A 26,998-nucleotide genomic window follows, 5' to 3' on the forward strand; every position below is an offset into this window, starting at 1 on the left:
TCAGCGGCCGACGTTCTTCATGTATTTGAAGAAATCGGACGAAGGCTCGACCACCAGAACGTCACTCTTGTTGGCAAAGCTGTTCCGGTAAGCTTCAAGGCTGCGGTAGAAGGCGTAGAACTCGGGATTCTTGCCAAAGGCTTCGGCATAGATCGCCGCCGCCTTGGCATCACCCTCGCCCTTTGCCTTCTGGGCATCGCGATAGGCTTCGGCAATGATCACCTCGCGTTGCCGATCAGCATCGGCGCGAATCTTTTCTGCTTCGGCCGCACCTTCGGAACGCAGTTCGTTGGCGACCCGCTTGCGTTCGGCTTCCATCCGGCTATAGACCGCGCCGCTGACCTCTTCCGGCAACTCGACGCGCTTCAGGCGCACGTCGACGATCTGCACGCCAATGCGGCGGGCGTCGACATCAGCCTTTTCCCGCATCTGGTCCATGATCTTGTCGCGCTCGCCGGAAATCACGTCGTGCACCAGACGCTTGCCGAATTCCTCGCGCAGGCCGGAATTGACCGTCTGGCTGAGGCGGGTACGGGCCCGCGTTTCATCGCCACCGACCGACACGTAATAGAGCTTGGGATCGATGATCCGCCACTTGATGTAGGAATCGACCAGGACGTTCTTCTTTTCCGAGGTGATGAAGCGCTCGGGATCGGCGCTGTCGAGCGTCAGGATACGACGATCGAAGAAACGCACGTTCTGGATCATCGGCACCTTGAAGTTCAATCCCGGCTCGGTGATCACGCGCTTCACCTCACCCAGTTGAAACACCAGGGCGTACTGGCGCTGATCGACGGTAAACACCGACATCGAGACCGCCACGAGAATCAGGAGGACGACACCTCCCAGCAGGTTGAGACGCGAATTCATCAGCGGGCCTCCCGATCACGCGAGCCCAGCGGCGAACGTTCGCTGGACGACAATGACTTGCTTGTTACCGCCGGCGCCTGTTCGAGCTGCGGCGGCACCTGGCCGGCGAAGGCCGACGGCTGACGGCCGGCCGCCGTCGCGTTGTGTGCATCGCCAGCCTGCTGCTGCGCCGCCGTCCCGGCGGCAACATTCATCAGTTTGTCGAGCGGCAGGTAAAGCAGATTGCCCTGCCCCTTGGTATCGACCATGACCTTGGTGGTATTGGCGTAAATCTGCTGCATGGTGTCGAGATACATGCGCTGCCGGGTCACTTCCGGCGCCTTGGCGTATTCGGTGACGATCTGGCGGAAGCGCGAAGCGTCACCCTCGGCGGTCGAAATCACCCGCTGCCGGTAACCGTCCGCTTCCTGCAGCAGGCGGGCGGCCGTACCGCGCGCCCGGGGAATCACGTCGTTGGCGTAAGACTGACCTTCGTTCTTCTGGCGTTCCCGATCCTGACCGGCCTTCACCGCATCGTCGAAGGCGGCCTGCACCTGTTCCGGCGGCTGGGCGTTCTGCATCGTCACCTTGGAGATCAGCACGCCAGCATCGTAGCGATCCAAGATCGCCTGCATCAGTTTCGCAGCTTCGCTGGCGATCTGTTCGCGACCTTCGTAAAGCACGAAGTCCATCTTGCTCTTGCCGACAATCTCGCGCACCGCAGTTTCCGCGGCGCCGACCACCGCTTCGTCGGGATGACGGTTGTTGAACAGGTATTCGACCGGATCCTTGAGGATGTACTGCACCGCGAACTGAATGTTCACGATGTTCTCGTCGTCGGTCAGCATCAGGGCTTCCTTGAGCACCTTGTTGCGCTCGGTGCCGCGATAGCCGATTTCGATCGTACGCACACCGGTCAGATTGACCAGTTCATGCGACTGGATCGGATAGGGCAAACGCCAGCGCAGGCCCGGCTCGGTCGTCTCGTAACGCTTGCCGAACTGGAGGACAACGCCGCGCTGCGATTCGTCGACGATGTAGAACCCGGAAGCCAGCCAGACCAGGACGATCAGGCCGAGCAGGACACCGATCCCGCCACCGAGCATTTTCGGCCCGAAGTCGACCGGCGGCATGCGCGGCCCGTCGCCGCCACCGTTGCCACCGCCCCGTTTCTTGCCCATCATGCCGGACAGCTTGCGGTTGAAATCGCGCCAGAGTTCTTCGAGATCCGGGGGACCGTCGTTCGGCCGGCGCGGACCGCCGCCGTCCTGGCCGTCGTCACCACCGCGGTTGCCCCAGCGCGGATCGTTGATCGACATGAGTATACCTAGCGTAGGAATCATGATTTTTGGGGATTCAGTCAATGAAATCAGGGTTTGCCGGACAGGCTTCCGCATCTTGCGCCTGGCGCCGCGACGCGGTCTTGGCCCGGGCGTATTCGGCCAGGGTTTCGCGCAATAGTTCCAAGCCTTCGCCAGTGCGCGAACTGACGCGAACCCGGGCGATATTACCATATTCGTTCCGCTCGACCCCCGGCCCGGCTTCGGTCAGGTCGATCTTGTTCCAGACCACCAGCCGCGGCACGTCGCGCGCACCGATCTCGTCGAGCACCCGATCGACCTCGGCCATCTGCTCGTCGCGGGCATGGCTTGCGCTATCGACGACGTGCAGGAGCAGATCGGCATCAACCGCCGCTTCCAGCGTCGCGTGGAAAGCATCGACCAGCGAGTGCGGCAGGTCGCGGATGAAACCGACGGTATCGGAAATGACGATGTTGCCGGCCCCCTCCACCCACAGCTTGCGTGAGGTCGTATCGAGGGTGGCGAACAACTGGTCGGCGGCGTATACGCCGGCATGGGTCAGCGTATTGAACAGCGTCGACTTGCCGGCATTGGTATAGCCAACCAGCGAAACATTGAACACATCACCGCGGCGCCGCGCCTTGCGCTGCACACCACGCTGGCGGGCCAGACGGGCGAGGCGCTCCTTGAGCAGTTTGACCCGGTTGCCGAGCAGCCGACGGTCGGTTTCCAGCTGGGTTTCGCCGGGGCCGCGCATGCCGATCCCGCCGCGTTGCCGCTCGAGGTGGGTCCAGCCGCGCACCAGGCGGGTCGACAGATGTTCGAGCTGGGCCAGTTCGACCTGCAGCTTGCCCTCGGCGCTCGCCGCGCGTAGCGCGAAGATGTCGAGAATCAGGCTGTTGCGATCGACCACCCGGCAGTTCAGGTCGCGCTCGAGATTGCGCTGCTGCACCGGCGACAGGGCGTGATTGAAGATCACCAGCTGCGCTGCGCAGCCGGCGATCATGGCGGCAATTTCCTGCACCTTGCCGCTGCCGGCAAAGGTTTTCGGGTCCGGCGACTGACGTCGCCCGCGAACTTCGCCGACCACCGCACCTCCCGCGGATTCGGTCAACAGGCGAACTTCTTCGAGCTGGTCTTCGATATCCAGCTGGCCGAAATCGAGTTGTACGACAACGGCCCGCTCACCGGCAGCCGGCCGTTCAAGCATCGGAAATTCCTGCGGAGAAAACAGCCCCGGACATCGGAGGCTGCCAGACCAGCCGCCTTATTCTGCGGCCTGCTCTTGATGGATGTTGACCGGGCGCGCCGGGACAACCGTGGAGATGGCGTGCTTGTACACCATCTGGGTGACGGTGTTCTTGAGGAGGACGACGTACTGGTCAAAAGACTCAACCTGCCCCTGCAGCTTGATGCCGTTCACCAGATAGATGGAAACGGGAACGTGCTCGCGACGCAGTGCGTTGAGAAAGGGGTCTTGTAAAAGTTGCCCTTTGTTGCTCATGGTGTGGAACTCCATGTGTGTTGTTATGAGGGTCCTAATGTACCCAAATTAGTCGGTGGATGCGAAAATTTTTGTGCGTTATTTGTGACAATGATTCAGCGGCGTGGCTCCTTCTCGGCAAACGGGTTCTTGCCGGCGACGAACTGGATGCGCAGGGGCGTTCCCTGCAGCTTGAAGGCTTCCCGGAAGGTGTGTTCCAGATAGCGACGATAGCTGTCGCCGATCTGGTCGACGGCGTTGCCGTGGATGACGATGATCGGCGGATTCGAGCCCCCCTGGTGCGCGTAGCGCGGCTTCGGCCGAAACAGGCCGTGCTTGGGCGGCGCCTGGCGGGCGATGGCATCGGCCAGCACGCGCGTCAGACGCGGCGTGGACAGCTTGGTCATCGCTGCCGCGTAGGCACTGTCCACCGAACGGAACAGGTTGTTCAGACCGACGTTTTCGAGCGCCGAGACGAAGTGGAATTTGGCGAAATCGAGGAATTTCAGCTTGCGCTGCAGGATCTGCCGGGTCTGTTCACGGACATAGGCGTCAAGCCCGTCCCACTTGTTGACCGCGACCACCAGGGCGCGCCCCGACTGGACGATGAAATCGGCGATATGTGCATCCTGGTCGGAGATGTCGGCACGGGCATCGACCATCAGGATCACCACGTTGGCGTCCTCGATCGACTGCAGCGTCTTCACCACCGAGAACTTCTCGATCGCCTCGAACACCTTGCCGCGCTTGCGCATGCCGGCGGTGTCAACGAGCACGTACTTGCGCCCTTCGCGCTCGAAATCGATCTCGATCGAATCGCGGGTGGTTCCCGGCGCATCGAAGGCGATGACGCGCTCTTCGCCGAGCAGCGTATTGACCAGCGTCGATTTGCCGACGTTCGGCCGACCAACGATGGCGACGCGGATCGCGTCGGAATGCCACTCGTCGTCCTCTGGCTCGGGGAAGGATTCGAGCGCCAGCTCGATCAGGCCGCGGACGCCTTCGCCGTGACTGGCGGAGATCGCATACGGCTCGCCAAGGCCGAGGGCGTGGAAATCCGCTTCGACCATGCCGGCGTTGAGGCCTTCCGCCTTGTTGACGGCGACCAGCACCGGCCGGCCGATGCAGCGCAGTTTGTTGGCGATTTCCTTGTCGTGCGGGGTGAGCCCGATCCGGCCATCGACCACGAAAATGACCGCATCGGCTTCGGCAATCGCCTGTTCCGTCTGCTTGGCCATCTCGTGCAGGATGCCATCCTTGACCAGCGGCTCGAAACCGCCGGTATCGACGACCAGGAAAGGCTTCTTGCCGAGTTTGCCATGACCGTAGTGGCGGTCGCGGGTCAAGCCGGGCAGGTCGGCGACGATGGCGTCGCGCGATTTGGTCAGCCGGTTGAAGAGCGTCGATTTGCCGACATTGGGGCGGCCGACCAGAACGATGGTGGGTTTCATTGGATCCCGATCAAGCTGACGTCACCGCCCGACGACTGCGTCAGGACGGCTTCGCCGAGTCGCTGCGGGGCGACCCGGATGGCGGTGCCGTCGGTTTTCTGGCGGGCCAGGAAAGCGCCCTCTTCGCGCGACAGGAAATGCACGTAGCCTTCAGCATCGCCGACCACCACCGCCTCGCCGCGAACCGCCGGGGCGGTCACCGCGCGATTGCGCAGCTTATCCTGCTTCCACAGGCTGCCGCCGCTCAGACGGTCCAGCCCATAGACCACGCCGTCGTCATCGGTGACGAAGAGATAGCGGCCGTCGAGCGCCACGCCACGGGCCGAGGAAATGTCCCGCGACCAGACCATGGCCCCGCCCTGCCCCATGTCGAAACAGGCGACCTTGCCCTGGAAGGCGACAGCGCAGATCTGCGTGCCGTCGATCACCGGCGCCGAAACGATGTCGGCGACGCGATCGAGTTCGGTCGTCCCCTTCGGCTGGGCGACGGTGCCTTCCCAGACCGGCGCGCCGTTCTGTAGCGACAGGCCGACCAGTTTGCCGCCCGGGAAACCGGCGAACAGGTAGCGGTCGGCAAACACCGGCGCCCCGGTCGAACGCACCGACAGTGCCGGCATCGGGCGCTGGTAAAGCCATTTGCGCGAACCGTCGCGGGCATCGAGGAAGAAGATCCGGTTGTCGCCGCTGCGCACGGCAACGCCATCGCTGCTGACCGCTGGCGTCGCCAGGACTTCGCTGCTCACCTGGGCCTGCCACAGCGCCTTCCCGGTTTCCGCATCGAAAGCCAGCACGCCGCCCTTCGCCGTACCGACGACGAGCATCCCGGCGCCGACACCGACACCGGCCGACAATGGCTGCCCGACATCGATCTTCCAGGTCGTCTTGCCGTTGTCGAGGCGGTAAAGCGTGCCCTTGTGTTCGGCGACATAAACCGTCTCGCCGACGATCGCCGGCGTGAAGTCATAGGCCTTGGCATCGCCAACGTCGACCGACCAGAGCGTCTTCGCCGCCTGTTCTGACTTGCCCAGTTCGGGCAGCGGCGACATCCTGGGGGCCGACGGCGCGAACGGGTTGATCGCATCCAGGCTGTTGGAAATCGTCGAACAGCCACCCAGCGCCAGAGCTGCAGCCGCCAGCAGGAAAAGTGGACGACGCGTCATGCGCTTTCTCCCAGGCTGTCGAGCTTCTGCTGCAGCAGTTCGCGACCGGCGCCTTCGGCGTCGGCACCAAGTTTGCCGATGGCTTCCTGGTAAGCGGCGCGGGCTTCCGCTGCCTTGCCCTGGGCGCTCAGCACGTCGCCCTTCATTTCCAGGAAGCGGGCGGCGAAATCAGATGCAGGAGCCTCGGCCAACTGCTTGAGCGCCTCGTCGTAGGCCTTCTCGTCGAGCAGCACGGCACTCAGGCGCAGACGGGCGATGTCACGCAGTTCGTCCTTGGCGTTGTCGACGACCCAGCCGAGCTGCGCCTTCGCCGTCTTCAGGTCGCCGGCATCGAAGGAACTGCGTGCGGCGACCATGGCGCCGAGACCGGCATAACCGGAGCGCGGGAATTTTTCCGTCAGTTCGCCGGCAGTCGCCTTCAGTCGCTGTGCGTCGCCGGCTTCGATCGCCTGCTCAAGCGCCGCAAAAACCGCCGCCGCCTTCGCCGACTGATCGTTCTGGTACCAGTTCCAGCCCTGCCAGCCGGCGGCCGCCAGGGCGGCAGCGGTCAACAGCGAGGTGACCAGATTGCCGTACATCTTCCACCAGGTCTTCAGCGTGTCGATCTGTTCCTGTTCTTCGAGGTCGTAATGCGCCATGCTGTTTATTCCTCTTCGTCCGAATCAATCATGTGGTCGATGATGGCTTCCGCCAGTTCGTCGACCTTCAGTTTACGTTGGGCCACGCCTTCTTCGCGCAATGCCTTCAATTGTGCCTCGCCGGTCGCCGCTTCTTCGTCGCCGATAATCACCGCGAAGGCGGCGCCGCTGCCGTCGGCCTTCTTCATCTGCGACTTGAACGAACCGCCGCCGCAGTGCAGCAGCACGTCCAATCCCTGGTCGCGCAGGCCTTCAGCGACGCGGAAAGCCAGCCGGCCGGCAGCTTCGCCCTGGTGCACGACATAGACGTCGGGCGCCGGTTCGGCCGGCGCGCCGCCGGAGTCCTTGATCAAGGCGATCAGCCGTTCGACGCCCATGGCAAAACCGCAGGCTGGCGTCGGTTTACCGCCGAGCTGTTCGACCAGGCCATCGTAACGACCGCCGGCGCAGACCGTGCCCTGGGCGCCGAGCTTGTCGGTGACCCATTCGAAAACGGTCAGGTTGTAGTAATCGAGACCACGCACCAGACGCGGGTTGATCGTAAACGGCTGGCCGGCATCGCGCAGCACCTGCTGCACGCCCTCGAAATGGGCGAGCGATTCGGCACCGAGGAAGTCGATCAGTTTCGGCGCCGCCGCGCAGATGTCCTGCAACGCCGGGTTCTTGGTGTCGAGGATGCGCAGCGGGTTGGTGTACAGACGACGCTTGGCGTCCTCGTCGAGGACCTCGACGTGCTGTTCCAGGTAGGCGATCAACGCGGCCCGGTGTTCGGCGCGCTCGCTCGGCTGACCGAGGCTGTTGATCTGCAGTTCGATGCCGTCGAGGCCGAGGTCGGCCCACAGGCGGGCACCCATCAGGATCAGCTCGGCGTCGATGTCCGGGCCGGCAATGCCGAAAGTCTCGACACCGACCTGGTGGAACTGCCGGTAACGCCCCTTCTGCGGCCGCTCGTGGCGGAACATCTGGCCCATGTAGTAGAGGCGCTGGGTCTGCCGCGCCGCCAGGTTGTGCTCGATCACGGCGCGCACGCAGCCGGCCGTGCCTTCCGGGCGCAGAGTCAGCGCTTCGCCGTTGAGGCCATCGACGAAGGAATACATTTCCTTCTCGACGATGTCGGTCACTTCGCCGATGGCGCGCTTGAAGAGCGGCGTCGGCTCGACGATGGGCATGCGGATCGGCCGATAGCCGTAGCCTTTCAGCCAGGCACGGACGGTGTCTTCAAACAACTCCCAGAATGCCGCTTCTTCCGGCAGGACGTCGTTCATCCCGCGCACGGCTTGCAATACTTGACTCATGCTTGCAGTTTCTTCTTGTAGGTGCGCTGGACGTAGCGCTCGATGATGTCCTTGAATTCGTTGGCGATGTTGTCGCCCTTCAGGGTCACGGTCTTCTCGCCATCTTCATAGACCGGCGCCGACGGTGCTTCGCCGGTGCCCGGCAGCGAGATACCGATGTTGGCATGCTTCGATTCGCCCGGGCCGTTGACGATGCAGCCCATGACGGCCAGCGTCATGTTCTCGGCGCCGTCGTAGTGCAGCTTCCATTCCGGCATGCGGGCACGCACAAAGTCCTGCACCTCGCCGGCCAGTTCCTGGAAGAAGGTCGAGGTCGTCCGGCCGCAACCGGGGCAGGCCGCGACCATCGGCGTGAACGCGCGCAGGCCCATGGTCTGCAGGATTTCCTGGGCGACGATGACTTCCTGGCTGCGCGAACCGCCCGGCTCCGGGGTCAGCGAAACGCGGATGGTATCGCCGATGCCTTCCTGGAGCAGCACGGACAGCGCGGCGGTCGACGCGACGATGCCCTTCGAGCCCATGCCGGCCTCGGTCAGCCCCAGGTGCAGCGCGTAATCGGCGCGGCGCGACAGTTCGCGGTAGATGGCGATCAAGTCCTGGACGCTGGAAACCTTGCACGACAGGATGATCTTCTCGCCGGCCAGGCCGACTTCCTCGGCCTTGGCCGCCGATTCGAGCGCCGAGGTGACCATCGCGTGGCGCATCATCTCGGTCGCGTCGAGCGGCTGCGGCAGACGCGAGTTCTCGTCCATGATCCGCGCCAGCAATTCCTGGTCGAGGCTGCCCCAGTTCACGCCGATGCGTACCGGCTTGTCGTAGCGGCAAGCAAGTTCGACCATCTGCGCGAACTGCTCGTCTTTCTTCTTGCCGAAACCGACGTTACCGGGATTGATCCGGTACTTGGCGAGCGCCTCGGCGCAGGCCGGGTGCTCGGTGAGCAGGCGATGGCCGTTGTAGTGGAAATCGCCGATCAGCGGCACGTTGCAATTCATCTTGTCGAGATGATCGCGGATCTTCGGCACCGCCGCCGCCGCCTCCGGCGAATTGACGGTGATGCGCACCAGTTCGGAACCTGCCCGGGCCAGTTCGGCGCACTGGATGGCGGTAGAGAGGTAATCGGCGGTATCGGTGTTGGTCATCGACTGGATGACCACCGGCGCGTCGCCGCCGAGGCGGACGTGGGCAATGGCGGTGGCGCGGGTCGGACGCTTGGGAACGGCGGTCACGGCTTATTCCACCAGCAGACGGGCGACATCGCCATGGGTATGCGGCGCCAGATCGACGACCTTGCCGTGCGCCATCAGGCTGACTCCAGGCGCATAGCCGATGGTCACCGACAGCGGCGCCTTGCCGCCGACCTGTTGTTCGCTACCGGCCGGCAGACGCTGGGAAAACACCACCACGTCGTCGCGGTCGCGCACTTCGACCCAGGATTCGCGGGCCACGTGGAAACGCAGCTGCCCTGCCGTATCGCCGGCCACAGCTGGCTGCGCCGGCGTAGCCGGGAACGAGGGCAGGACGCTGGGCGCTGCAGGGGCCGGCGCCGCCATCGGGGCTTGCACGACAGGCGCAGGCACCGGCTGCGACGGGGCTGGCACCGGTGCCGGCGCGGCAGCGTCAGTCGGTGGAAAAAGCGGCTCCTGCGCCGCCGGCACGGCGGCGGTTTCCTCCGTAGACGGATCCGCATCGAGCAAGGACTGCAGGCTGGCTCGCCAGGCGGCGAGATCGTTGGGCAACAGGAAATAGGCGAGCACCGCGACGACCACCAGACCGACGCCGATGGCAACCACCGCCCGATCGCGCGAGCGGCCGCCGCTGCGCATCGTCGCCGGCGCAGCCTCCGGTACGTTCAGGGTATCGACCGGCTTTTCCAGCAAGCTGCCGAGATGCGCCATCAGGGGCTGCTGATCGACGCCGACCAGGCGTGCGTAATTACGCACGAAACCCCGGATGAAGGTGGTTCCCGGCAAATCCGTCCATTCATCGCGCTCCAGCGCCTCGACCTGGCGCGGACCGAGTTTCAGCGCCTGGGCGATATCGCCCACGGTCAGGCCACGCGCTTCCCTGGCCTGCTGCAATTGCCTGCCGACGGACAAAGTGTAGGCCGCCGACGGCACTGGCTCGTCCAGCTCCGGCATGGACGAGTATTCGATCTGCTCACTCATTCAAACTTGCCCTTGAGGAATTCCTGATATTCGTTCGAAGTCGGATAGCGGCTGCGCAACTGGGCGGCAAAACCGCTCTCGGCCGCCCGGTCGCCGAGCTTGCGCTCGATCCGGATGCCCAGCCAGAGCGCTTCGGCAGTCGGCGGCTCCATCATGCGCAGGGCCTCGTTCAGATAGACGCGCGCCTCGCCCGAATTACCGCGCTTGTGGATGAGGCCGGCCAGACCAAGCCGGGCCGCCACCGCGCCAGTGCGCGAAACCCGCACCGCCTGCAGGTAGTAGTTCATCGCCTGATCGGCATCGCCCAGTTTGACCAGGCAGTTGCCGGCATTGGTCAGCGCCAGATCGGGCGTCTCGTAGAGCGGATCGCGCAGGGCGCGGTCGAAATGGGCGATGGCTTCACGCTGCTTGCCGGTTTCGCAGAGAAACCAGCCGTAGTTGTTATTGACTTCGGGGTCATTCGGGGCCTGCGCCAGCGCTTCGGCGAAATCGCGGTCAGCCTTGGCAAACTCCTTGAGCGATGCATAGACCAGGCCACGCACGCTGAGCGCCTGGAAGTAGCTGCTGTCGATTTCCAGGGCCTGTCCGAGATGATCGATCGCAGCCGCAGGGTTGCCGCCCTGGAAATACAAGGCGCCGAGTTCGGTATGGACCTTGGCCCGGGTCCGCGGATCGGCCACCGTCAGCGGCTGGCTCTCTTCGCGCAGCGGCGGCTGCGCTGCCGCCGGCAACGCGCCATCAAACTGTGCGAAAGCCGGCCCACCACCGAACAAGCCGGCCAGCAGGACAAATCCGAACAACCCGATACCTTGATTCATGACCTCGACTCCTGAATGGGAATGACAGCGCCGGCCGTACGCCGGGTCTTGTCCTTGACCTGCCCGGCCAGCTGGCCGCAGGCGGCATCAATGTCGTCGCCGCGCGTCTTGCGCGTGGTGGTGACGATGCCGCCCTGGATCAGGATTTCACCGAAACGCCGCACCCGCTCCGCTGGCGAGCGCCGGAACGGCGAACCCGGGAAGGGATTGAACGGAATCAGATTGAACTTGCACGGCACCTCGCGCACCAGCGCCAGCAACTCGCGGGCGTGGGCGTCGCTGTCGTTGATGCCGGCCATCATCGTGTATTCGAAGGTGATGAAGTCGCGCGGCGCCTTTTCCAGGTAACGCCGGCAGGCGGCCATCAGTTCGCGCAGGGGATATTTCTGGTTGATTGGCACCAGCTGGTCGCGCAGCGCATCGTTCGGCGCGTGCAGCGAGACCGCCAGCGCCACCGGGCATTCCTCGCGCAAGCGGTCGATCGCCGGCACCAGACCGGAAGTCGACACCGTGACCCGGCGCCGCGACAGCCCGTAGGCGTTGTCGTCGAGCATCAGGCGCAGGGCGGCGACGGTATTGTCGTAGTTGGCGAGCGGCTCACCCATGCCCATCATGACGACATTGGAGATCACCCGTTCGTCGCCGTGGACCGCGCCCAGCGCGTTGTTGGCCTGCCACAGCTGACCGATGATTTCCGCCACCGTCAGGTTGCGGTTGAAACCTTGCTTGCCGGTCGAACAGAAGGCGCAATCGAGCGCACAACCGGCTTGCGTGGAAATGCACAGGGTGCCGCGCTCATCCTCGGGGATGAACACCGTCTCGACCGCGTTGCCGTTGCCGACATCGATCAGGAACTTGCGCGTCCCGTCGTCCGACAGCTTGTCGGAGACCACCTTTGGCGGCGCCACGACCGCCCGCGCCTTGAGCTTCTCGCGAAGGCTCTTGGCGATGTCGGTCATGGCATCGAAATCCGCCACCCCGGAACGATGCATCCAGCGCAGCACCTGGCGCGCCCGGAAGGGCTTTTCGCCCTGCTCGGCAAACCAGGCGGTCAGGCCGTCGGCATCTAAATCAAGGAGATTCTGCATCTGCATCCCGGGGATCGTGCCAGCCTCAGCGGCCGGCACGCCAAGCACAAATCAACGACCGGCGTAGGTGTTCATGCCCGGGAAGAAGAAGGCAACTTCCACGGCAGCGGTTTCCGGGGCGTCGGAACCATGCACGGCGTTGGCGTCGATCGACTCGGCGAAATCGGCGCGGATGGTGCCCTTGTCGGCCTTCTTCGGATCGGTGGCGCCCATCAGCTCACGGTTCTTGGCGATGGCGTTCTCGCCTTCGAGCGCCTGGATCATCACCGGGCCGGAAGTCATGAACGAGACCAGATCCTTGAAGAAGGGACGTTCCTTGTGCACGGCGTAGAACTGGCCGGCTTCCTGCTCGGACAGCCAGGTCATGCGGGCAGCGATGACCTTGAGGCCGGCGCCTTCGAAACGGGAGTAGATCTGGCCGATGACGTTCTTCTTGACGGCGTCGGGTTTGATGATGGAAAGGGTGCGCTCGATAGCCATGGTTTTGCTCCGAAAAAAGCTAGTCGTTTGAAAAACGGGAAATTTTAGCAGATAAGGCCGGCATGCACCCGCCTTACTGGCCGGCGGCTGCCTTTTGCAAGGGTTCGCGCAAGCGCTCGAAATCGCGCGGCGCAACGTATTGCAGCAACTCCTTGCCCGCGGCATCGACCACGACATCGAGCCCCTTCTCCGGGTACAGCAGATGCACGCGCTTGTCGCCGAACGGCACCCGCGCCCCGGGCGCGCCGAAACGCTGGACCAGGGTCGCCTCGTCCAGGCTGGCCTTGGGAATGACGCTGATCGCCCGCACCGGCAAGGCATCGGCAGCCAGCTTGTCGTCCGGATGGAGGAAGATCTTGCGCGTCGTGCTCTCCATGTACTCCCCCTTTGGCGCACGCTCACGCATCGCCGTGATCATTTCCGGCGTCGCGTCGATGGTCAGGACCACCTTGCCGAGCACGAAACCGAGCGCCACTTCGTTGTAATAAGCCTCCAGCGTACCGACTTCATCCGGCGCCGCGACGATGGCGACTTCCGGCGCCTCGCCCCCCAGCACTGCGCGTGCCTCGCCCAGGGTCTGGGTGCCGGGCCGGATGCCGAAAACACGGCTGCCACCCTGACCATCAAGCTCGATCTGCCAGGGCAGGTTGGCGTTCGGATCGACGCCGTCACGCTGCCCCAGGCCGGGAATGAGGAAAGGAACGACCAGCGCGGCGATGACCAGCGCAAGGATGGAAAGGGCAAGTTTCATGATGGACAGTAGGGCGGCGGAAGCGGAATTGTGCCACAGCGAACGAAAAGGCCGCGCCCTCTTGCAAAGGGCGCGGCCAGCCTGCAACGATTCGCCAGCGGTTTTACAGCATGCCCAGGGTACGCGGCAACCAGAGCGAGATTTCCGGAATGTAGGTGATGGCGATCAGGAAGACCAGCATCGCGTACAGCCACGGCAGCACTGCCACCGACATCTCGGACAGGCCGCGGCGGGTGATGCCGCTGGCGACGAACAGGTTCAGACCAACCGGCGGCGTGATCATGCCGATTTCCATGTTCACCGTGATGATGATGCCGAAGTGCACCGGGTCGATGCCTAGGGCGACGGCAACCGGGAACAGGATCGGCGCCAGGATCAGGATGATCGACGACGGCTCCATGAAGTTGCCGGCAACCAGCAGCAGGAGGTTGACGATAACCAGGAAACCGATCGGCCCCAGACCCAGATGAACGATCCAGTCGGCGATATCCTGGGGGATCTGCTCCGAGGTCAGGATGAAGCTGAACAGGATGGCGCTGGCGATGATGAACAGCAGCATCGAACTCATGTTGGCCGAGTCGAGCAGCACCTTGGGAATCTGCTTGAGGGTCAGGTCCTTGTACACGAACACCGCGATGAAGAAGGCGTAGACCGCCGACATCGCTGCCGCTTCGGTCGGCGTGAACATGCCGGAGTAGATCCCGCCCATGACCACGACGATCAGCATCAAGCCCCAGAAGGCTTCGCGGAAGGTGCGCAGACGCTCAGCCCAGGAAGCCTTGGGCAGGGTCGGGTAACCGCCCTTGCGTGCCTGCCACCAGGTGGTGACACCCAGCGTCAGCGCCAGCAGCAGGCCGGGAATGACACCGGCCATGAACAGGGCACCGACCGACGAGTTGGTCGTCACCGCGTACATCACCATGACGATCGACGGCGGGATCAGGATCCCCAGGCCGCCGGCCGAAGCGACGACCCCGGCCGAGAAGTTCATCGGGAAGCCCTGCTTGAGCATGGCCGGGATCAGGATCGAGCCGATCGCCACCACGGTTGCCGGCGACGAACCGGAAACCGCCGCGAACAGCGCGCAGGCCAGCACCGCCGACATGCCGAGACCGCCGGTCAGGTGGCCGACCATCGAGGTGGCGAAGTTGATCATGCGCCGGGCGACGCCGCCGTGGGTGAGGAAGTTGCCGGCAAGGATGAAGAAGGGGATCGCCATGATCTCGAACTTCTCGATACCGGTGAACATCTTCAGCGCCACCGAAGCGATCGGCGTCTCGGTGAAGGCGAACATGAAGCCGAGGACGGTCAGGCCGAGGGCGACGCCGACCGGCATGCCGATGACCATCAGGGTCAGCAGCAGGCCAAAGATAATCAGTGCGCTCATCGCTTATTTCTCCTTGTTGGCCGCGTCTTCCGCGCCATGCTCTTTTTCCCAGTCGGCGTCGGAGAGGCCGGCATGAGCGTGTTCGCGCTGTTCGGCAATGGCAATCGCCTCGCCGACGACCAGCACTTCACCCTCTTCCAGGCCTTCGACGTGACCGTGGTCATGGGTCGGCAACTCGCCGCTGCGGGCAAACTTGATCATCACCTGAATGAAACGGAAGCACATCAGGAAGGAGCCCAGCGGCACCGCCGAATACACCATCCAGGTCGGCCATTCGAGGTCAGGCGTGGTCGGTCCCTCGAAATGCGCGCCGGGGTCGCTGCCGAACAGGCTCAGCGTCTCGTAGGCCATGCCGTTTTCCCAGACGAAGGCAGCGCCGAAAACACCAATCACCGCAGTAAATACCACCCCGCAGAACAGGCCGAGTTGCACCATGACGGCGCGCGGCTTGTTCGGCAGCTTGTTGATCACGATATCGACGCCAACGTGGATGCCGGTGCGCACGCCGTAGGCGGCGCCGAACTTGGCCATCCAGACGAAAAGAATGATGCAGAATTCCTGGGCCCAGCCCATGTTGATTTCGAGCAGCCAGTCCTGCACCCCCGGAATCTCGAAACCCGTACCGTAGCGATGCACCACGGAAACGAAGATGACCACGGTCGCCACCGCCATCAGGGTGGCGATGATGAACTCTTCCAGCCGGTCAATGATTTTTCCCATATCCCCTCTCCTTGCAAAAACGCCCGCTGCGGCAGAGCGCAACAGCGGGCGTCGGAGGTCAAATGTTGCTTACAGCTTGTTCGGATCGAAACCGGTGGCCTTGTAGACCGCGTCGATGGTTTCCTTGCCGATCCGGCCTTCCATCTTCTTGTGCACCGGCACCAGGGCCTTCTTGAAGGCCGAACGTTCAGCCGCCGTCGGCGAGTAAATCTGGGTCTTGCCGCTCTTGCGAACGTTTTCCAGCGAGTTGTCGTTCTCGACCTTGGCAATCTGGTTGGCGTAACGGGTCGCCTGCACCATCGCCTCGTCGAGCTGCTTGCGGATGTCAGTCGGCAGACCGTCCCAGAACTTCTTGTTGACGATCACCGCATAGCCCAGGTAGCCATGTTCGGTCAGCGTCAGATGTTTCTGCACTTCGTGCATCTTCTGGGTGTAGAGGTTGGAAATCGGGTTCTCGGTCCCGTCGACAACACCGGTCTGCAGCGCCTGATAGACCTCGGAGAAGGCCATCACCTGCGGCAGTGCCTTCAGCGCGCGAATCTGCTCTTCGAGCACCTTCGACGACTGAATGCGCAGCTTCTTGCCCTTCAGGTCATCCGGCATCTTGATCGGCGTGTTTGCCGAGAAGGACTTGAAACCGTTGTCCCAGAAAGCCAGGCCGCTGATCCCCTTGGGTTCGAGCTTGGCCAGCAGGCTCTTGCCAACCGGGCCAGTAGTAACCTTGTGCAGGTCGTCGTAGCCATTGAAGATGTAGGGCAGGTCGAAGACCTCGAATTCCTTCACGCCGAGCGGGCCGAACTTGGCCAGCGACGGGGCGAGCATCTGCACTGCACCCAACTGCAGCGCTTCCATTTCTTCCTTGTCCTTGTACAGCGTCGAATTGGCGTAAACCTCGACCTTGACCTTGCCCTTGGTCAGTTCGGCCGCCTTCTGGGCAAAGAAGTCGGCGGCCTTGCCCTTCGGCGTGTCATTGGCGACGACGTGACTGAACTTGATCACGATCGGCTGTTGCGCGTAGACGCCGAGCGAAACGGCACAGGCAAACAGGCCGACGAGAAGCTTGGAAACTTTCATTGTTTATCTCCTCCTGAAGTTGGAATGTCGCGAAGATTGAATTGCGACTGATGCAAAGTATTACGAAAGGACCAACAACTGCGTATTGTGGATATCCACATCCTGCACTGCGGGTTAACATCGGCGCCATGCCTCCGATCACCCTCAAATACCGCCCCGAAAAGCGCCGCCTGCGCTGGTTGTTGACCCTGCCGAAGCTCGGCCTGGTCCTGCTGATGATCGCGCTGCTCGCCCTGCTCTGGCTGCTGCAGCGCTCCGAGCATGAAGAACAGCGCAACATCCTGATCAAGGACGTGCTGTGGCTGGAGCAGAACCTGCGTTTCCACCTCGAAGGCAACCGCGACCTCCTGCAACAACTCGCCGTCGACATGGCCAACCCCGACGAGCGGGAAAAACTGTTCCAGCTCAGGTCGACTCACCTGTTGAAAAACAGCCCGGAGATTTCGCAGATCTCCTGGCTCGATTCCGCAGGCCGGCGCGTCGCCTCGCTGCCCGGCCGGAACCCGCAGGAGGAATCCCTGCTGACGCCGCCGACCACCGCGCTCGCCTTCGACATCGCCCGCCGCCTCGGCAAACCGACTTACAGCGCCCCGCTGGTCCTTCCCGGCGGCGACAGCTTCGTCGAACTGCTCGTGCCAATCTACGGCAAGGCGGGGCTGAGCGGCATGCTGCTGGTTGCCTATCCGCTGAACGACCTGCTCAACAGCCAGGTGCCGTGGTGGTTCACCGAGAAGTACAAGGTCGAGATCGTCGACGACAACGACACCCTGTATGCCAGCAAGACCCACCTCGAAGGCGTCAACGCCGACAGCTACCAGATACCCTTCGAACCTCCGGGCCAGGGGCTGCGGCTCAAGGTCAGCAATTACGCCACCGAGCCGGGCGGCCTGCAGCGCCTGCTCACCATCTTCATCCTGCTGCTGGCTGGCGGCGTTTTCTGGAGCCTGTGGCTGGTCCGCGACCTGATGCAGAAAAGTTCGCGGGCCGAAGAAGCGCTGCGCGCCGAGCACGCGTTCCGGGCGGCGATGGAAGACTCGCTGACGGTCGGCATGCGGGCCCGTGACCTGAAAGGCAAGATCATTTACGTCAATCCGGCCTTCTGCAAGATGACCGGTTTTACCGCCGACGAACTGGTCGATCACGAACCGCCGATGCCCTACTGGGCGCCCGAGCACATGGACGACACGCAGGCCCTGCACCTGGCGGTGATGGCCGGTCAGGCACCGAGCGAAGGTTTCGAGATCACCTTCATGCGCAAGAACGGCGAACGCTTCCAGGCCCTGGTTTACGAAGCCAAGCTGATCGACGGCCACGGCCAGCACACCGGCTGGATGGCGTCGGTGCTCGACATCACCGAACGCAAGCGGGCCGAGGAACTGGCCCGCCAGCAGCAGGAACAGCTGCAATTCACCGCCCGCCTGGTGACCCTGGGCGAAATGGCCTCGACCCTGGCCCACGAACTGAACCAGCCCCTGGCGGCGATCGCCAGCTATAACACCGGTTGCCTGAACCTGCTGTCGACCGACAACTTTTCCTGCGGCGACCTGCGCCCGGTGCTCGAAAAAATCGGCGTCCAGGCCCAACGCGCCGGCAGGATCATCCGCCGCGTCCATGATTTCGTGCGCAAGAGCGAACCAAAGCGCGCCCCCTGCGACCTTGGCGACGTGATTGAAGACTGTCTCGGCTTCATCGAGGCCGATACCCGCAAGCGCCAGATCCGCATCGAAGCCAGCGTACCGCCGCTACCGCTGCTGCCGGCCGACCGCCTGATGCTGGAACAGGTGCTGCTCAACCTGATGCGCAACGCGATGGATGCCATGAGCGAGACGCCACCCGCCCATCGTCTTCTGCACATCGCCGCCCGCATCATCGAAAACGAAGTTGCCGTCAGCGTCAGCGACTATGGCTGCGGCATCGCACCGGAAATCGAGGACAAGCTGTACACCGCCTTCTTCACCACCAAACAGGAGGGCATGGGGGTCGGCCTGTCGATCTGTCGCTCGATCATCGAATTCCACCGCGGCCGGCTGTGGGCGGAGAAACACCCCGCCTCACCAACCGGAAACGGTACGATATTCACCTTCACCCTGCCCCTCGAGTACGCATGAACACGCCGCAAGCCCATCTGGTCGACGACGACGACGCGATCCGGGACGCCCTCAGCTGGCTCCTCCAGTCGCGCGGCCTGGCACACGCCACCTACGACTCCGCCGAAGCCTTCCTCGCCGCCTGGACGTCCGCCACCAGCGGCTGCCTCGTGCTCGACATGCGGATGTCCGGAATGACCGGCCTCGACTGCTTCGAGCAGCTGCTCGAACGCGGCTCGACCTTGCCGGTGATCTTCCTCACCGGCCACGGCGACGTCCCACTCGCCGTCGCCACACTCAAGCGCGGCGCTTTCGACTTCTTCGAAAAGCCCTTCAACGACAACGATCTGGTCAGCCGCATCGCCGAGGCCATGGCTCTCGATGCCCACCAGCGGGAAGCGCACGCCGAAGCCGATTCCCTCAATGAACGGATCGGCCGGCTGACTACCCGCGAGCGGCAGATCATGGAGCTGGTACTGGCCGGCAAATACAACAAGGTGATTGCCGACGAGTTGAACATCAGCATGCGCACCGTCGAAGTGCACCGTGCCAACCTGTTCGACAAGATGCAGGTCAAGACGGCCGTCGAACTTGCCAATCTGTTCAAGAGCGGACGTTGACCCGCCTGCCGCGCAGCACCGACTGGCGCTTCCCTTGCCTGTCATTTTTCGCTAGCATCACGCCACATTGAATTGCGGCAGACGCCGTCCATCCCGGAACAACATCCCTGAATCCACGAGGCAATCATGAGCGAGCACATCCATTACGTCACCGACGACACTTTTGAGAGCGAAGTGCTGCAGGCACAGCAGCCGGTGCTCGTCGATTACTGGGCAGAATGGTGCGGCCCCTGCAAGATGATCTCGCCGATCCTCGACGAAATCGCCGCCGAATACAGCGGCAAGCTGAAAGTCGCCAAGGTCAATATCGATGACAACCAGCAAACCCCGTCGAAGTACGGCATTCGCGGCATCCCGACGCTGATGATCTTCAAGAACGGCAACGTCGAAGCCACCAAGGTCGGCGCCCTTTCCAAGTCGCAACTTGCTGCCTTTATTGACAGCAACCTGTAATACCCTTAGTCTCCCGGCCTGAAGGAGCGTCCTGCCCCTTCAGGCGACGCCAGCGACGGTCCCGTCCCGCGTCATACATCACCCCAAGCACACTCAGCTTCCGCGCCCTTCCATCGGGCTGACGCCTGCGCTCATTCTCCAGCGCCCTCACACTCCCATGCAACTTTCCGAACTCAAGACCCTGCACGTCAGCAAACTGCTCGACATGGCAACCGAACTTGCCATTGAAAATGCCAACCGCATGCGCAAGCAGGAATTGATCTACGCCGTCCTCAAGGCCAAGGCAAAGAACGGTGAAACCATCTACGGCGACGGCACCCTCGAAGTCCTGCCCGACGGCTATGGCTTTCTCCGCTCGGCCGACACTTCCTACCTGGCCAACCCGGACGACATCTACGTCTCGCCCTCGCAGGTGCGCCGCTTCAACCTGCGCACCGGCGACACCGTCGAAGGTGAAATCCGCACCCCGAAAGACGGCGAGCGCTACGTCGCGCTGACCAAGCTCGACCGCATCAATGGCTTCCCGCCGGAAGCCAACAAGAACAAGATCATGTTCGAGAACCTGACGCCGCTGCACCCGACGCGTCACCTCAAGCTCGAACGCGAAATCAAGTCCGACGAGAACATCACCAGCCGTGTCATCGACATGATCGCGCCGATCGGCTGCGGCCAGCGCGGCCTGCTGGTCGCCCCGCCGAAGACCGGCAAGACGGTGATGCTGCAGAACATCGCTCACGCCATTACTGCCAACCACCCGGAAGTCGTGCTCATCGTCCTGTTGATCGACGAGCGTCCGGAAGAAGTCACCGAAATGACGCGCACGGTCAAGGGCGAAGTCGTCGCCTCGACCTTCGACGAACCGGCCTCGCGCCACGTTGCCGTTGCCGAAATGGTCATCGAAAAGGCCAAGCGCCTGGTCGAGCACAAGAAGGATGTGGTTATCCTGCTCGACTCGATCACCCGCCTCGCCCGCGCCTACAACACCGTCCAGCCGGCATCCGGCAAGGTGCTGACCGGCGGTGTCGACGCCAACGCCCTGCAGAAGCCGAAGCGCTTCTTCGGTGCCGCGCGCAATATTGAGGAAGGCGGCTCGCTGACCATCCTCGCCACCGCGCTGATCGACACCGGTTCGCGCATGGACGAAGTCATCTACGAAGAATTCAAGGGCACCGGCAACTCGGAAATCCACCTCGACCGCCGCATGGCCGAGAAGCGGATGTACCCGGCGGTCAACGTCAACCGCTCCGGCACCCGCCGCGAGGAACTGCTGTTGAAGCCCGACGTGCTGCAGAAGATGTGGGTCCTGCGCAAGCTCTGCTACCCGATGGACGACCTCGAAGCGATGGAATTCCTGCTCGACAAGGTCAAGTCGACCAAGGGCAACGCGGAGTTCTTCGACGCCATGCGGCGGGGGTAAGCAATTTCGCTGGCATTGTTGCAGGGAGGCCGGGGAACCGGCCTTTTTGCTTTTCTGGCGGGCGGCTTTGGGTTCTGATGCGCCGGGTTCCGCGCCTGACGCGCGGGCGTACTTTTTCTTGTTTGGCCAAGAAAAAGTAGCCAAAAAGAAAGCCACCCCCAGGTCGGCGCCGGGCTGCGCCCGGTCCCTTGCGCTACTCGACGCTCCGGGCGGCTGGCTAAACTCGCCGCTACGCGGCTCAGACAACGCCAGCCGACAACTCCCGGACCGCCTGCGTTGCTCAGCATCTCTCAGGGGGACCCCGAAACCCCGTGGTGCGCAAAGCCGGGTTGGCAAAATAATCGACAAAGCCAATACGCCCCAAACTGCGATCGGTTTGCCGGGCCCCTTGGAAGGCGCCGAGCAACGCAGGGTAGTCGGGGGCCTTCGGCTGGCGTTGTCTGAGGCCCGCAGGGCCGAGTTTAGCCAGCCGCCCGACTGCCCGAGTAGCGCAGGGCACCCGCGCAGCGGGCGCCGACCTAGGGTCGCCTTCTTCTTTGGCTACTTTCTTCTTGGCGAAACAAGAAGAAAGTACGCCCGCGCGTCAGGCGCGGAACACTGCGGCTCAGAAAACAACAACGCCCCCCGCCAGCCAACATAGAAAACAGCAATTCAGCCCCCCACCGCGAAAACCCCAAAAAAACAATTGCCCCCTAACCTCGAATCAACGATAATCACGCGCTTCCCAGATCGGCCAATACCGCCGATCGCTTGACTAAAGGATATGAAATGAAAGCCGAAATTCACCCGAATTACCACGACGTGCAAGTGACCTGCTCCTGCGGCAACGTCTTCACCACCAAATCCACGATGCCCAAGAACGACTTCCATATCGAAGTCTGCGCTTCCTGCCACCCGTTCTACACCGGCAAGCAAAAGATCGTCGACACCGCCGGTCGCGTCGAGAAGTTCAACCAGAAGTTCGGCGCCATGCGCGGCAAGGCTGCTGCCTGATCGGCTTGCGTCACTCCGTAAAGGGCAGCCCGTGGGCTGCCTTTTTCATTTCTACTGCCGATGCCTGATTTCGCCACGCTGATCCGCCGCGGCATCCGCCTGCCTCCGGGTGGCTGGGTACTCGCCGGCATGCTCGCCTTCTACGTCCTCGCCGGCCTGTTCGGTCGCGATCCGTGGAAGGGCGAGGACGCGATCCATATCGGCACGGCCTGGCAGATGCTGTCGTCCGGCGACTGGCTGGCGCCGGCGCTGGCCGGTCGGCCTTTCCATGAGCCGCCGCTGTATTACTGGACCGCAGCGCTGACCGGCATGCTCTTCGACTGGTTGCTGCCGGCGCACGAGGCCATGCGCCTGGCCAGCGGCGTCTGGATTGCGCTGGCACTGGTCGGCCTCTACTACGCCGGGCGCGAGTTGTACGGCACCGACAGCGCGGCGGCCAGCCCGATGCTGCTGGCTGGTTGCGCCGGCCTGCTGATCCACGCCCACGACGCCCAGCCGATGCTGATCGCGCTCGCCGCCTACGCCGGCGGCCTCGGCGCGCTCGCCACGATCGGTCGCAAACCGCGCCTGACCGGCGTTTTTTATGGACTGGCACTGGCCGCCTGCCTGCTTGGTGCCGGTATCGCGCCGACCCTGCCTCTGCTGGCGATCGCTCCGCTTGCCTGGTGGCTGTCGCCGGACCGCAACAAGGCCCTGCAGACCTTGTTGATCGGCCTGCTGATCGGGCTGTTGATTGCCCTGCCCTGGCCACTGGTGCTCCACCTGACGCAACCGGCGCGCTTTGCCGCCTGGCTGGCGACCGAACTGGCGCCGTTGCAAACCCCGTTCTCCTTCGTTTCGCTTGGCCGTTTCGCGGCCATGCTGCCGCTGTTCGCCTTCCCGGCGCTGCCGCTGGCACTGTGGACCTTGTGGACGCGGCGCAGTCAATGGCGTTTCCCCGCCCAGTTGCTGCCGCTCGCCTTCCTGCTGCTGACCCTGCTCCTGCTCGCCTGGGCCTACCGGCCGCGCGAGATCCCGGCGCTCTTGTTGCTGCCGCCGCTCGCCCTGCTCGCCACACCGGGCGCCTTGAGCCTGCGGCGCGGTGCGGCCAATGCCTTCGACTGGTTCGCGATGAGCGTTTTCAGCCTCTTCGCGCTGCTGATCTGGGTCGCCTGGTCGGCGATGGCACTCGGTTTCCCAACCCGCCTGGCGGAGCGCGTGGTCGTCCTGCGCCCCGGCTTCGTCGGCGAAATCCACTGGCTCGGCCTCTGCATCGGCGGCGTCGCCACGCTGTTCTGGCTGTGGCTGATCGCCACCGCGCCACGCTCGCCCTACCGCAGCCTGACGCACTGGACCCTGGGTTTCACCACGCTGTGGTTGATTGCCAACGCACTGCTGCTACCCTGGTTCGACTACGGCAAGAGCTACCGTCCGGTTGCCGAAGCGGTGGCCCGGGCCCTGCCCGACGGCAGCCGCTGCCTGGCCGAACGCGGTCTGAGCCAGGGGCAACTGGCCTCTTTCGCCTATTTTGTCGATATTGCGCCCATGGCCTACGACAGTCCGGCCGGGCGCCAGTGCCACTGGCTGCTGCTGGTCGGCAGCGGCAGCGAACTGACAGCGCCGGATGCCGGCTGGACGCAGGTCTGGGAAGGTCGCCGCCCTGGCGAGCGGCGCGAGAAATTCCGTCTCTACCGGCGCTGAACGCCGGCAGAGAAACTCAGCTACCGGACTTGATCAGGAAATGTTCCCGGTAGTACTTGAGTTCGTCGATCGATTCATAGATATCGGCCAGCGCGGTGTGCTTGCTCTTCTTCTTGAAACCGCGGTACACCTCCGGCTGCCAGCGCTTGCACAATTCCTTGAGGGTGCTGACGTCGAGGTTGCGGTAGTGGAAGAAAGCTTCCAGCGTCGGCATGTAGCGGGCCATGAAACGGCGGTCCTGGCCGATCGAGTTGCCGCACATCGGCGAATGCCCCTTGCCCGAATACTTGCGCAGGAACTCCAGGGCCGCCGCCTCGACCTCGGCCTCGACCAGCGTCGAGGTGCGAACGCGCTCGATCAGGCCGGAACGTCCGTGCGTTTTCTGGTTCCAATCGTCCATGCCGGCGAGCACTTCGTCGGACTGATGCACCGCCCATGACGGGGACTCGGCGACCATCTCGAGTTCGGAATTGGTCACCACCATCGCCATCTCGATGATGCGATCGCCGTCCGGATTGAGACCGGTCATCTCCATGTCCAGCCAGACGAGGTTGTTTGCATTGCCTGCCATATAATTGCCCGAAACTTGAAAAACGCCATTTTCTCACAGCTTCCCCGACATCGCCCGTGACCGAGAACTTCACCCTGCTTTTCCTTGCCGCTTTCACGCTGACGCTGGCGGCCCGCCTCTGGCTCAAACTGCGCCAGATCCGCCACGTCGCCGCGCACCGGAACGCGGTACCGGCAGAGTTCGCCGAGCGCATCAGCCTCGCCTCGCACCAGAAGGCGGCCGCCTACACGATCGACCGCAGCCGTACGGCGATCCTCGGCACCCTGAGCGAAGCCATGCTGCTGCTCGCCTTCACGCTCGGCGGTGGGCTCGCCGCGCTGCACGGGCTCTGGTCGGCGCAATTCGGCGGCCTCGCCTACGGTCTGGCGATGATCTTCAGCGTGGTCTTCATCTCCGGCCTGATCGACCTGCCACTGTCGCTCTACAGCCAGTTCGTCGTCGAGGCCCGCCACGGCTTCAACCGGATGACGCCGGCACTGTTCGTCTCCGATCTCGTCAAGCAGACGCTGCTCGGCCTCGCCATCGGCGCCCCGGTGCTCGCCGTCGTGCTGTGGCTGATGGACGCCATGGGCGAGCACTGGTGGCTGTGGGTGTGGCTGTTCTGGAGCGCCTTCAACCTCCTGATGCTGTTCATCTACCCGACCTGGATCGCGCCGCTGTTCAACAAGTTCACGCCGCTACCCGAGGGCGAAGCGAAAACCCGCATCGAGGCCCTGCTCGACCGTTGCGGTTTCCGCAGCAACGGCCTCTTCGTGATGGACGGCTCGAAGCGCTCGGCGCACGGCAACGCCTACTTCACCGGTTTCGGCGACAACAAGCGCATCGTCTTCTTCGACACCCTGCTCGCCCGCCTGACGCCGGGCGAGATCGAAGCGGTGCTGGCGCACGAACTCGGCCACTTCCGCAAGAAGCACATCGTCCAGCGCATCGCGCTGATGTTCGCCGGCTCGCTCGCCTTCCTCTGGCTGCTCGGCCAGTTGCTCGACGCCCCCTGGTTCTATGCCGGTCTCGGCGTGCCGGCGCAGGGCACGGCGCTGGCGCTGATCCTCTTCTTTCTGGTCGTGCCGGTCTTCCTCTTTCCGCTGGCGCCGCTCTCCAGCCGCTGGTCGCGCCGTCACGAGTTCGAAGCCGACGCCTACGCCGCAGCGCACGCCGACGCCGGCGAACTGGTGCGGGCGCTGGTCAAGCTCTACGAGGACAACGCGTCGACGCTGACCCCGGACCCGCTGCACTCGCTGTTCCACGATTCCCACCCACCGGCCGCGCAACGCATCGCGCAGCTCAAACTCAAGGAGCAACTCGCATGAAAACGACGACCCTGCTTGCCGCCTCCCTGATCTCGCTGCCCGCGCTGGCCGAAGCGCCCTGGGGCAACGCCGACCCGCAGGCCGGCAAGGCCAGGCACGACGACAAGTGCGTGGCCTGCCACGCCCGCATGTACGGTGGCGACGGCAGCAAGATCTACACCCGCGACGGCCGCATGCTGGCCAACCAGCTCGAACTGTTGCAGCGCACCGCCGCCTGCAACGCCCAGATGAATACCGGCTGGTTCCCGGATGAGGAGGCCGAAGTCGCCGCCTACCTGAACCAGACCTACTACCACTTCAAAGACTGATGCACGGCCGCGTCGTCGCCGCCCATGGTCGGCAATACATCGTCGAGACCGCGGACGGCCAACGCCTGCCGTGCTTTCCGCGCGGCAAGAAAAGCGAGGTGGCATGCGGCGACGAGGTCGAGATCACCCAGAGTTCGCCCGACCAGGGCGTCATCGACGCGATCCTGCCGCGCCGCCACCTGCTCTACCGCTCGAACGAGATCCGCCAGAAACTGATCGCCGCCAACGTCGACCAGCTGGTCGTCGTCGTCGCCTGCGAACCGGCATTTTCCGACGACCTGGTGACGCGCGCGCTGATCGCCGCCGACAGCCAGGAAATCGAGGTGCTGATCGTCCTCAACAAGTGCGACCTGGCCGAGCGCCTGCCCGCCGCCCGCCGCCAGACCGACGTTTTCGCCGGACTCGGCTACCGCGTTCTCGAACTCTGCGCCCGCGACCACGCCGAAGACCTGCGCCCGCAGCTGCAGGGGCGGACCAGCGTGCTGGTTGGCCAGTCAGGGATGGGCAAATCGACGCTGGTCAATGCGCTACTGCCGGAAGCCGGCGCCGCCACCCGCGAAATCTCGCAGGCGCTCGACTCCGGCAAGCACACGACGACGCACGCCACGCTCTACCATCTCGACGCCGCCAGCCACCTGATCGACTCGCCCGGCCTGCAGGAATTCGGCCTCGGCCACCTCGAACGCGGCGAGATCGAATACGCCTTCCGCGAATTCCGTCCCTACCTCGGCCAGTGCCGTTTCCGCGATTGTCGCCACGACCGCGAGCCGGACTGCGCGCTGCGTCCGGCGGTTGCCGCCGGAACAATCGAAAAAAGCCGCTTTGCCAGCTACCGCCGGCTGGTCGGGCTGGCCGCGGAGGCCAATTTGGCGTAGCCAGAATCGCGCCGACGCTCCATAATC

27 protein-coding genes are annotated in these 26,998 nt (G+C 63.7%); 9 read left to right on the forward strand and 18 right to left on the reverse strand.

The features are described from left to right. The 17 genes from hflC to ACE3OV_RS16540 form a co-directional block, all read right to left on the reverse strand. The gene (gene hflC / locus ACE3OV_RS16460) at window positions 1-870 is read right to left on the reverse strand and encodes a protease modulator HflC (RefSeq protein WP_374328573.1); all 870 of its coding nucleotides are present in this window, start codon (window positions 868-870) and stop codon (window positions 1-3) included. Further along, window positions 870-2,168 carry an FtsH protease activity modulator HflK gene (hflK, locus tag ACE3OV_RS16465; protein WP_374328574.1) on the reverse strand — a complete coding sequence of 433 codons (1,299 nt, stop codon included), beginning with the start codon at window positions 2,166-2,168 and terminating at the stop codon, window positions 870-872. Before hflK ends, hflC begins: the two co-directional genes overlap by 1 nt. A 37-nt stretch (window positions 2,169-2,205) precedes the next feature. Beyond that, complete coding sequence (hflX, locus tag ACE3OV_RS16470; RefSeq protein ID WP_374328575.1) at window positions 2,206-3,360, reverse strand: GTPase HflX; 1,155 nt, start codon at window positions 3,358-3,360, stop codon at window positions 2,206-2,208. Between the two features lie 57 nt (window positions 3,361-3,417). Further along, entirely contained in the window at window positions 3,418-3,654 is a 237-nt protein-coding gene (gene hfq / locus ACE3OV_RS16475; RefSeq protein WP_374328576.1) for an RNA chaperone Hfq, read from the reverse strand. A 95-nt stretch (window positions 3,655-3,749) separates the two neighbouring features. Then, the gene (gene der / locus ACE3OV_RS16480) at window positions 3,750-5,084 is read right to left on the reverse strand and encodes a ribosome biogenesis GTPase Der (RefSeq protein ID WP_374328577.1); all 1,335 of its coding nucleotides are present in this window, start codon (window positions 5,082-5,084) and stop codon (window positions 3,750-3,752) included. Beyond that, a complete protein-coding gene (bamB, locus tag ACE3OV_RS16485; RefSeq protein ID WP_374328578.1) occupies window positions 5,081-6,244 on the reverse strand; it encodes an outer membrane protein assembly factor BamB in 1,164 nt (387 codons plus the stop codon). Before bamB ends, der begins: the two co-directional genes overlap by 4 nt. Next, a complete protein-coding gene (locus ACE3OV_RS16490; RefSeq protein WP_374328579.1) occupies window positions 6,241-6,882 on the reverse strand; it encodes a YfgM family protein in 642 nt (213 codons plus the stop codon). The genes bamB and ACE3OV_RS16490 overlap by 4 nt, the downstream gene beginning before the upstream one ends. A 5-nt stretch (window positions 6,883-6,887) precedes the next feature. Next, entirely contained in the window at window positions 6,888-8,177 is a 1,290-nt protein-coding gene (gene hisS / locus ACE3OV_RS16495; protein ID WP_374328580.1) for a histidine--tRNA ligase, read from the reverse strand. After that, window positions 8,174-9,403 (reverse strand): flavodoxin-dependent (E)-4-hydroxy-3-methylbut-2-enyl-diphosphate synthase, encoded by a 1,230-nt coding sequence (ispG, locus tag ACE3OV_RS16500; protein WP_374328581.1) that lies wholly within the window; start codon window positions 9,401-9,403, stop codon window positions 8,174-8,176. Before ispG ends, hisS begins: the two co-directional genes overlap by 4 nt. A 3-nt stretch (window positions 9,404-9,406) precedes the next feature. Beyond that, window positions 9,407-10,342, reverse strand: a complete 936-nt coding sequence (locus tag ACE3OV_RS16505) for a helix-turn-helix domain-containing protein (protein WP_374328582.1) — start codon at window positions 10,340-10,342, stop codon at window positions 9,407-9,409. After that, on the reverse strand, window positions 10,339-11,160 hold the full coding sequence (gene pilW, locus ACE3OV_RS16510) for a type IV pilus biogenesis/stability protein PilW (RefSeq protein WP_374328584.1): 822 nt from the start codon (window positions 11,158-11,160) through the stop codon (window positions 10,339-10,341). Before pilW ends, ACE3OV_RS16505 begins: the two co-directional genes overlap by 4 nt. Beyond that, window positions 11,157-12,248, reverse strand: coding sequence for a 23S rRNA (adenine(2503)-C(2))-methyltransferase RlmN (gene rlmN, locus ACE3OV_RS16515; RefSeq protein ID WP_374328585.1), 1,092 nt, complete (start codon window positions 12,246-12,248; stop codon window positions 11,157-11,159). The genes pilW and rlmN overlap by 4 nt, the downstream gene beginning before the upstream one ends. A gap of 51 nt (window positions 12,249-12,299) precedes the next feature. Beyond that, window positions 12,300-12,728, reverse strand: coding sequence for a nucleoside-diphosphate kinase (gene ndk / locus ACE3OV_RS16520; RefSeq protein ID WP_374328586.1), 429 nt, complete (start codon window positions 12,726-12,728; stop codon window positions 12,300-12,302). Between the two features lie 73 nt (window positions 12,729-12,801). Further along, window positions 12,802-13,479 carry a hypothetical protein gene (locus ACE3OV_RS16525; RefSeq protein ID WP_374328587.1) on the reverse strand — a complete coding sequence of 226 codons (678 nt, stop codon included), beginning with the start codon at window positions 13,477-13,479 and terminating at the stop codon, window positions 12,802-12,804. 103 nt (window positions 13,480-13,582) lie between these two features. Then, entirely contained in the window at window positions 13,583-14,866 is a 1,284-nt protein-coding gene (locus tag ACE3OV_RS16530) for a TRAP transporter large permease (protein WP_374328588.1), read from the reverse strand. A gap of 3 nt (window positions 14,867-14,869) precedes the next feature. Next, window positions 14,870-15,586 carry a TRAP transporter small permease gene (locus ACE3OV_RS16535; RefSeq protein WP_374328589.1) on the reverse strand — a complete coding sequence of 239 codons (717 nt, stop codon included), beginning with the start codon at window positions 15,584-15,586 and terminating at the stop codon, window positions 14,870-14,872. A gap of 69 nt (window positions 15,587-15,655) precedes the next feature. Beyond that, window positions 15,656-16,660, reverse strand: coding sequence for a TRAP transporter substrate-binding protein (locus tag ACE3OV_RS16540; protein ID WP_374328590.1), 1,005 nt, complete (start codon window positions 16,658-16,660; stop codon window positions 15,656-15,658). A 128-nt stretch (window positions 16,661-16,788) separates the two neighbouring features. Between ACE3OV_RS16540 and ACE3OV_RS16545 the strand changes: the two genes are divergently transcribed. The 6 genes from ACE3OV_RS16545 (at window position 16,789) to ACE3OV_RS16570 (ending at window position 23,910) form a co-directional block, all read left to right on the forward strand. Continuing rightward, window positions 16,789-18,768 (forward strand): PAS domain S-box protein, encoded by a 1,980-nt coding sequence (locus tag ACE3OV_RS16545; RefSeq protein WP_374328591.1) that lies wholly within the window; start codon window positions 16,789-16,791, stop codon window positions 18,766-18,768. Continuing rightward, window positions 18,765-19,367 carry a response regulator transcription factor gene (locus tag ACE3OV_RS16550; protein ID WP_374328592.1) on the forward strand — a complete coding sequence of 201 codons (603 nt, stop codon included), beginning with the start codon at window positions 18,765-18,767 and terminating at the stop codon, window positions 19,365-19,367. Before ACE3OV_RS16545 ends, ACE3OV_RS16550 begins: the two co-directional genes overlap by 4 nt. Window positions 19,368-19,493: 126 nt before the next feature. Beyond that, a complete protein-coding gene (gene trxA, locus ACE3OV_RS16555) occupies window positions 19,494-19,820 on the forward strand; it encodes a thioredoxin TrxA (protein WP_374328593.1) in 327 nt (108 codons plus the stop codon). A gap of 157 nt (window positions 19,821-19,977) precedes the next feature. After that, window positions 19,978-21,237, forward strand: coding sequence for a transcription termination factor Rho (rho, locus tag ACE3OV_RS16560; protein ID WP_374328594.1), 1,260 nt, complete (start codon window positions 19,978-19,980; stop codon window positions 21,235-21,237). Window positions 21,238-22,005: 768 nt separating this feature from the next. Further along, window positions 22,006-22,230 (forward strand): 50S ribosomal protein L31, encoded by a 225-nt coding sequence (gene rpmE / locus ACE3OV_RS16565; protein WP_374328595.1) that lies wholly within the window; start codon window positions 22,006-22,008, stop codon window positions 22,228-22,230. 60 nt (window positions 22,231-22,290) lie between these two features. Further along, window positions 22,291-23,910, forward strand: a complete 1,620-nt coding sequence (locus ACE3OV_RS16570; RefSeq protein ID WP_374328596.1) for an ArnT family glycosyltransferase — start codon at window positions 22,291-22,293, stop codon at window positions 23,908-23,910. A gap of 16 nt (window positions 23,911-23,926) precedes the next feature. On the opposite strand, the gene orn is transcribed toward ACE3OV_RS16570, so the two are convergent. Next, window positions 23,927-24,481 (reverse strand): oligoribonuclease, encoded by a 555-nt coding sequence (gene orn, locus ACE3OV_RS16575; RefSeq protein ID WP_374328597.1) that lies wholly within the window; start codon window positions 24,479-24,481, stop codon window positions 23,927-23,929. Window positions 24,482-24,537: 56 nt separating this feature from the next. Here orn and ACE3OV_RS16580 point away from each other — a divergent pair, with 56 nt between their 5' ends. Genes ACE3OV_RS16580 through rsgA form a run of 3 tightly spaced genes read left to right on the forward strand, consistent with a single transcriptional unit; the run spans window position 24,538 to window position 26,971 of the window. Next, window positions 24,538-25,788, forward strand: coding sequence for a M48 family metallopeptidase (locus ACE3OV_RS16580; protein ID WP_374328598.1), 1,251 nt, complete (start codon window positions 24,538-24,540; stop codon window positions 25,786-25,788). Beyond that, a complete protein-coding gene (locus ACE3OV_RS16585; protein WP_374328599.1) occupies window positions 25,785-26,096 on the forward strand; it encodes a cytochrome c in 312 nt (103 codons plus the stop codon). Before ACE3OV_RS16580 ends, ACE3OV_RS16585 begins: the two co-directional genes overlap by 4 nt. Continuing rightward, window positions 26,096-26,971 (forward strand): ribosome small subunit-dependent GTPase A, encoded by an 876-nt coding sequence (gene rsgA / locus ACE3OV_RS16590; RefSeq protein WP_374328600.1) that lies wholly within the window; start codon window positions 26,096-26,098, stop codon window positions 26,969-26,971. The genes ACE3OV_RS16585 and rsgA overlap by 1 nt, the downstream gene beginning before the upstream one ends. The last annotated feature ends 27 nt before the right edge of the window (window positions 26,972-26,998 follow it).

This window comes from Azonexus sp., from assembly GCF_041909095.1.
GTDB lineage: Bacteria > Pseudomonadota > Gammaproteobacteria > Burkholderiales > Rhodocyclaceae > Azonexus.

Bases quoted from the DNA above. Each gene is read 5' to 3' on its own strand.
- hflC (WP_374328573.1), bottom strand. From the start codon at position 870: ATGAATTCGCGTCTCAACCTGCTGGGAGGTGTCGTCCTCCTGATTCTC.
- hflK (WP_374328574.1), bottom strand. From the start codon at position 2,168: ATGTCGATCAACGATCCGCGCTGGGGCAACCGCGGTGGTGACGACGGC.
- hflX (WP_374328575.1), bottom strand. From the start codon at position 3,360: ATGCTTGAACGGCCGGCTGCCGGTGAGCGGGCCGTTGTCGTACAACTC.
- hfq (WP_374328576.1), bottom strand. From the start codon at position 3,654: ATGAGCAACAAAGGGCAACTTTTACAAGACCCCTTTCTCAACGCACTG.
- der (WP_374328577.1), bottom strand. From the start codon at position 5,084: ATGAAACCCACCATCGTTCTGGTCGGCCGCCCCAATGTCGGCAAATCG.
- bamB (WP_374328578.1), bottom strand. From the start codon at position 6,244: ATGACGCGTCGTCCACTTTTCCTGCTGGCGGCTGCAGCTCTGGCGCTG.
- ACE3OV_RS16490 (WP_374328579.1), bottom strand. From the start codon at position 6,882: ATGGCGCATTACGACCTCGAAGAACAGGAACAGATCGACACGCTGAAG.
- hisS (WP_374328580.1), bottom strand. From the start codon at position 8,177: ATGAGTCAAGTATTGCAAGCCGTGCGCGGGATGAACGACGTCCTGCCG.
- ACE3OV_RS16505 (WP_374328582.1), bottom strand. From the start codon at position 10,342: ATGAGTGAGCAGATCGAATACTCGTCCATGCCGGAGCTGGACGAGCCA.
- pilW (WP_374328584.1), bottom strand. From the start codon at position 11,160: ATGAATCAAGGTATCGGGTTGTTCGGATTTGTCCTGCTGGCCGGCTTG.
- rlmN (WP_374328585.1), bottom strand. From the start codon at position 12,248: ATGCAGAATCTCCTTGATTTAGATGCCGACGGCCTGACCGCCTGGTTT.
- ndk (WP_374328586.1), bottom strand. From the start codon at position 12,728: ATGGCTATCGAGCGCACCCTTTCCATCATCAAACCCGACGCCGTCAAG.
- ACE3OV_RS16525 (WP_374328587.1), bottom strand. From the start codon at position 13,479: ATGAAACTTGCCCTTTCCATCCTTGCGCTGGTCATCGCCGCGCTGGTC.
- ACE3OV_RS16530 (WP_374328588.1), bottom strand. From the start codon at position 14,866: ATGAGCGCACTGATTATCTTTGGCCTGCTGCTGACCCTGATGGTCATC.
- ACE3OV_RS16535 (WP_374328589.1), bottom strand. From the start codon at position 15,586: ATGGGAAAAATCATTGACCGGCTGGAAGAGTTCATCATCGCCACCCTG.
- ACE3OV_RS16540 (WP_374328590.1), bottom strand. From the start codon at position 16,660: ATGAAAGTTTCCAAGCTTCTCGTCGGCCTGTTTGCCTGTGCCGTTTCG.
- ACE3OV_RS16545 (WP_374328591.1), top strand. From the start codon at position 16,789: ATGCCTCCGATCACCCTCAAATACCGCCCCGAAAAGCGCCGCCTGCGC.
- ACE3OV_RS16550 (WP_374328592.1), top strand. From the start codon at position 18,765: ATGAACACGCCGCAAGCCCATCTGGTCGACGACGACGACGCGATCCGG.
- trxA (WP_374328593.1), top strand. From the start codon at position 19,494: ATGAGCGAGCACATCCATTACGTCACCGACGACACTTTTGAGAGCGAA.
- rho (WP_374328594.1), top strand. From the start codon at position 19,978: ATGCAACTTTCCGAACTCAAGACCCTGCACGTCAGCAAACTGCTCGAC.
- rpmE (WP_374328595.1), top strand. From the start codon at position 22,006: ATGAAAGCCGAAATTCACCCGAATTACCACGACGTGCAAGTGACCTGC.
- ACE3OV_RS16570 (WP_374328596.1), top strand. From the start codon at position 22,291: ATGCCTGATTTCGCCACGCTGATCCGCCGCGGCATCCGCCTGCCTCCG.
- orn (WP_374328597.1), bottom strand. From the start codon at position 24,481: ATGGCAGGCAATGCAAACAACCTCGTCTGGCTGGACATGGAGATGACC.
- ACE3OV_RS16585 (WP_374328599.1), top strand. From the start codon at position 25,785: ATGAAAACGACGACCCTGCTTGCCGCCTCCCTGATCTCGCTGCCCGCG.
- rsgA (WP_374328600.1), top strand. From the start codon at position 26,096: ATGCACGGCCGCGTCGTCGCCGCCCATGGTCGGCAATACATCGTCGAG.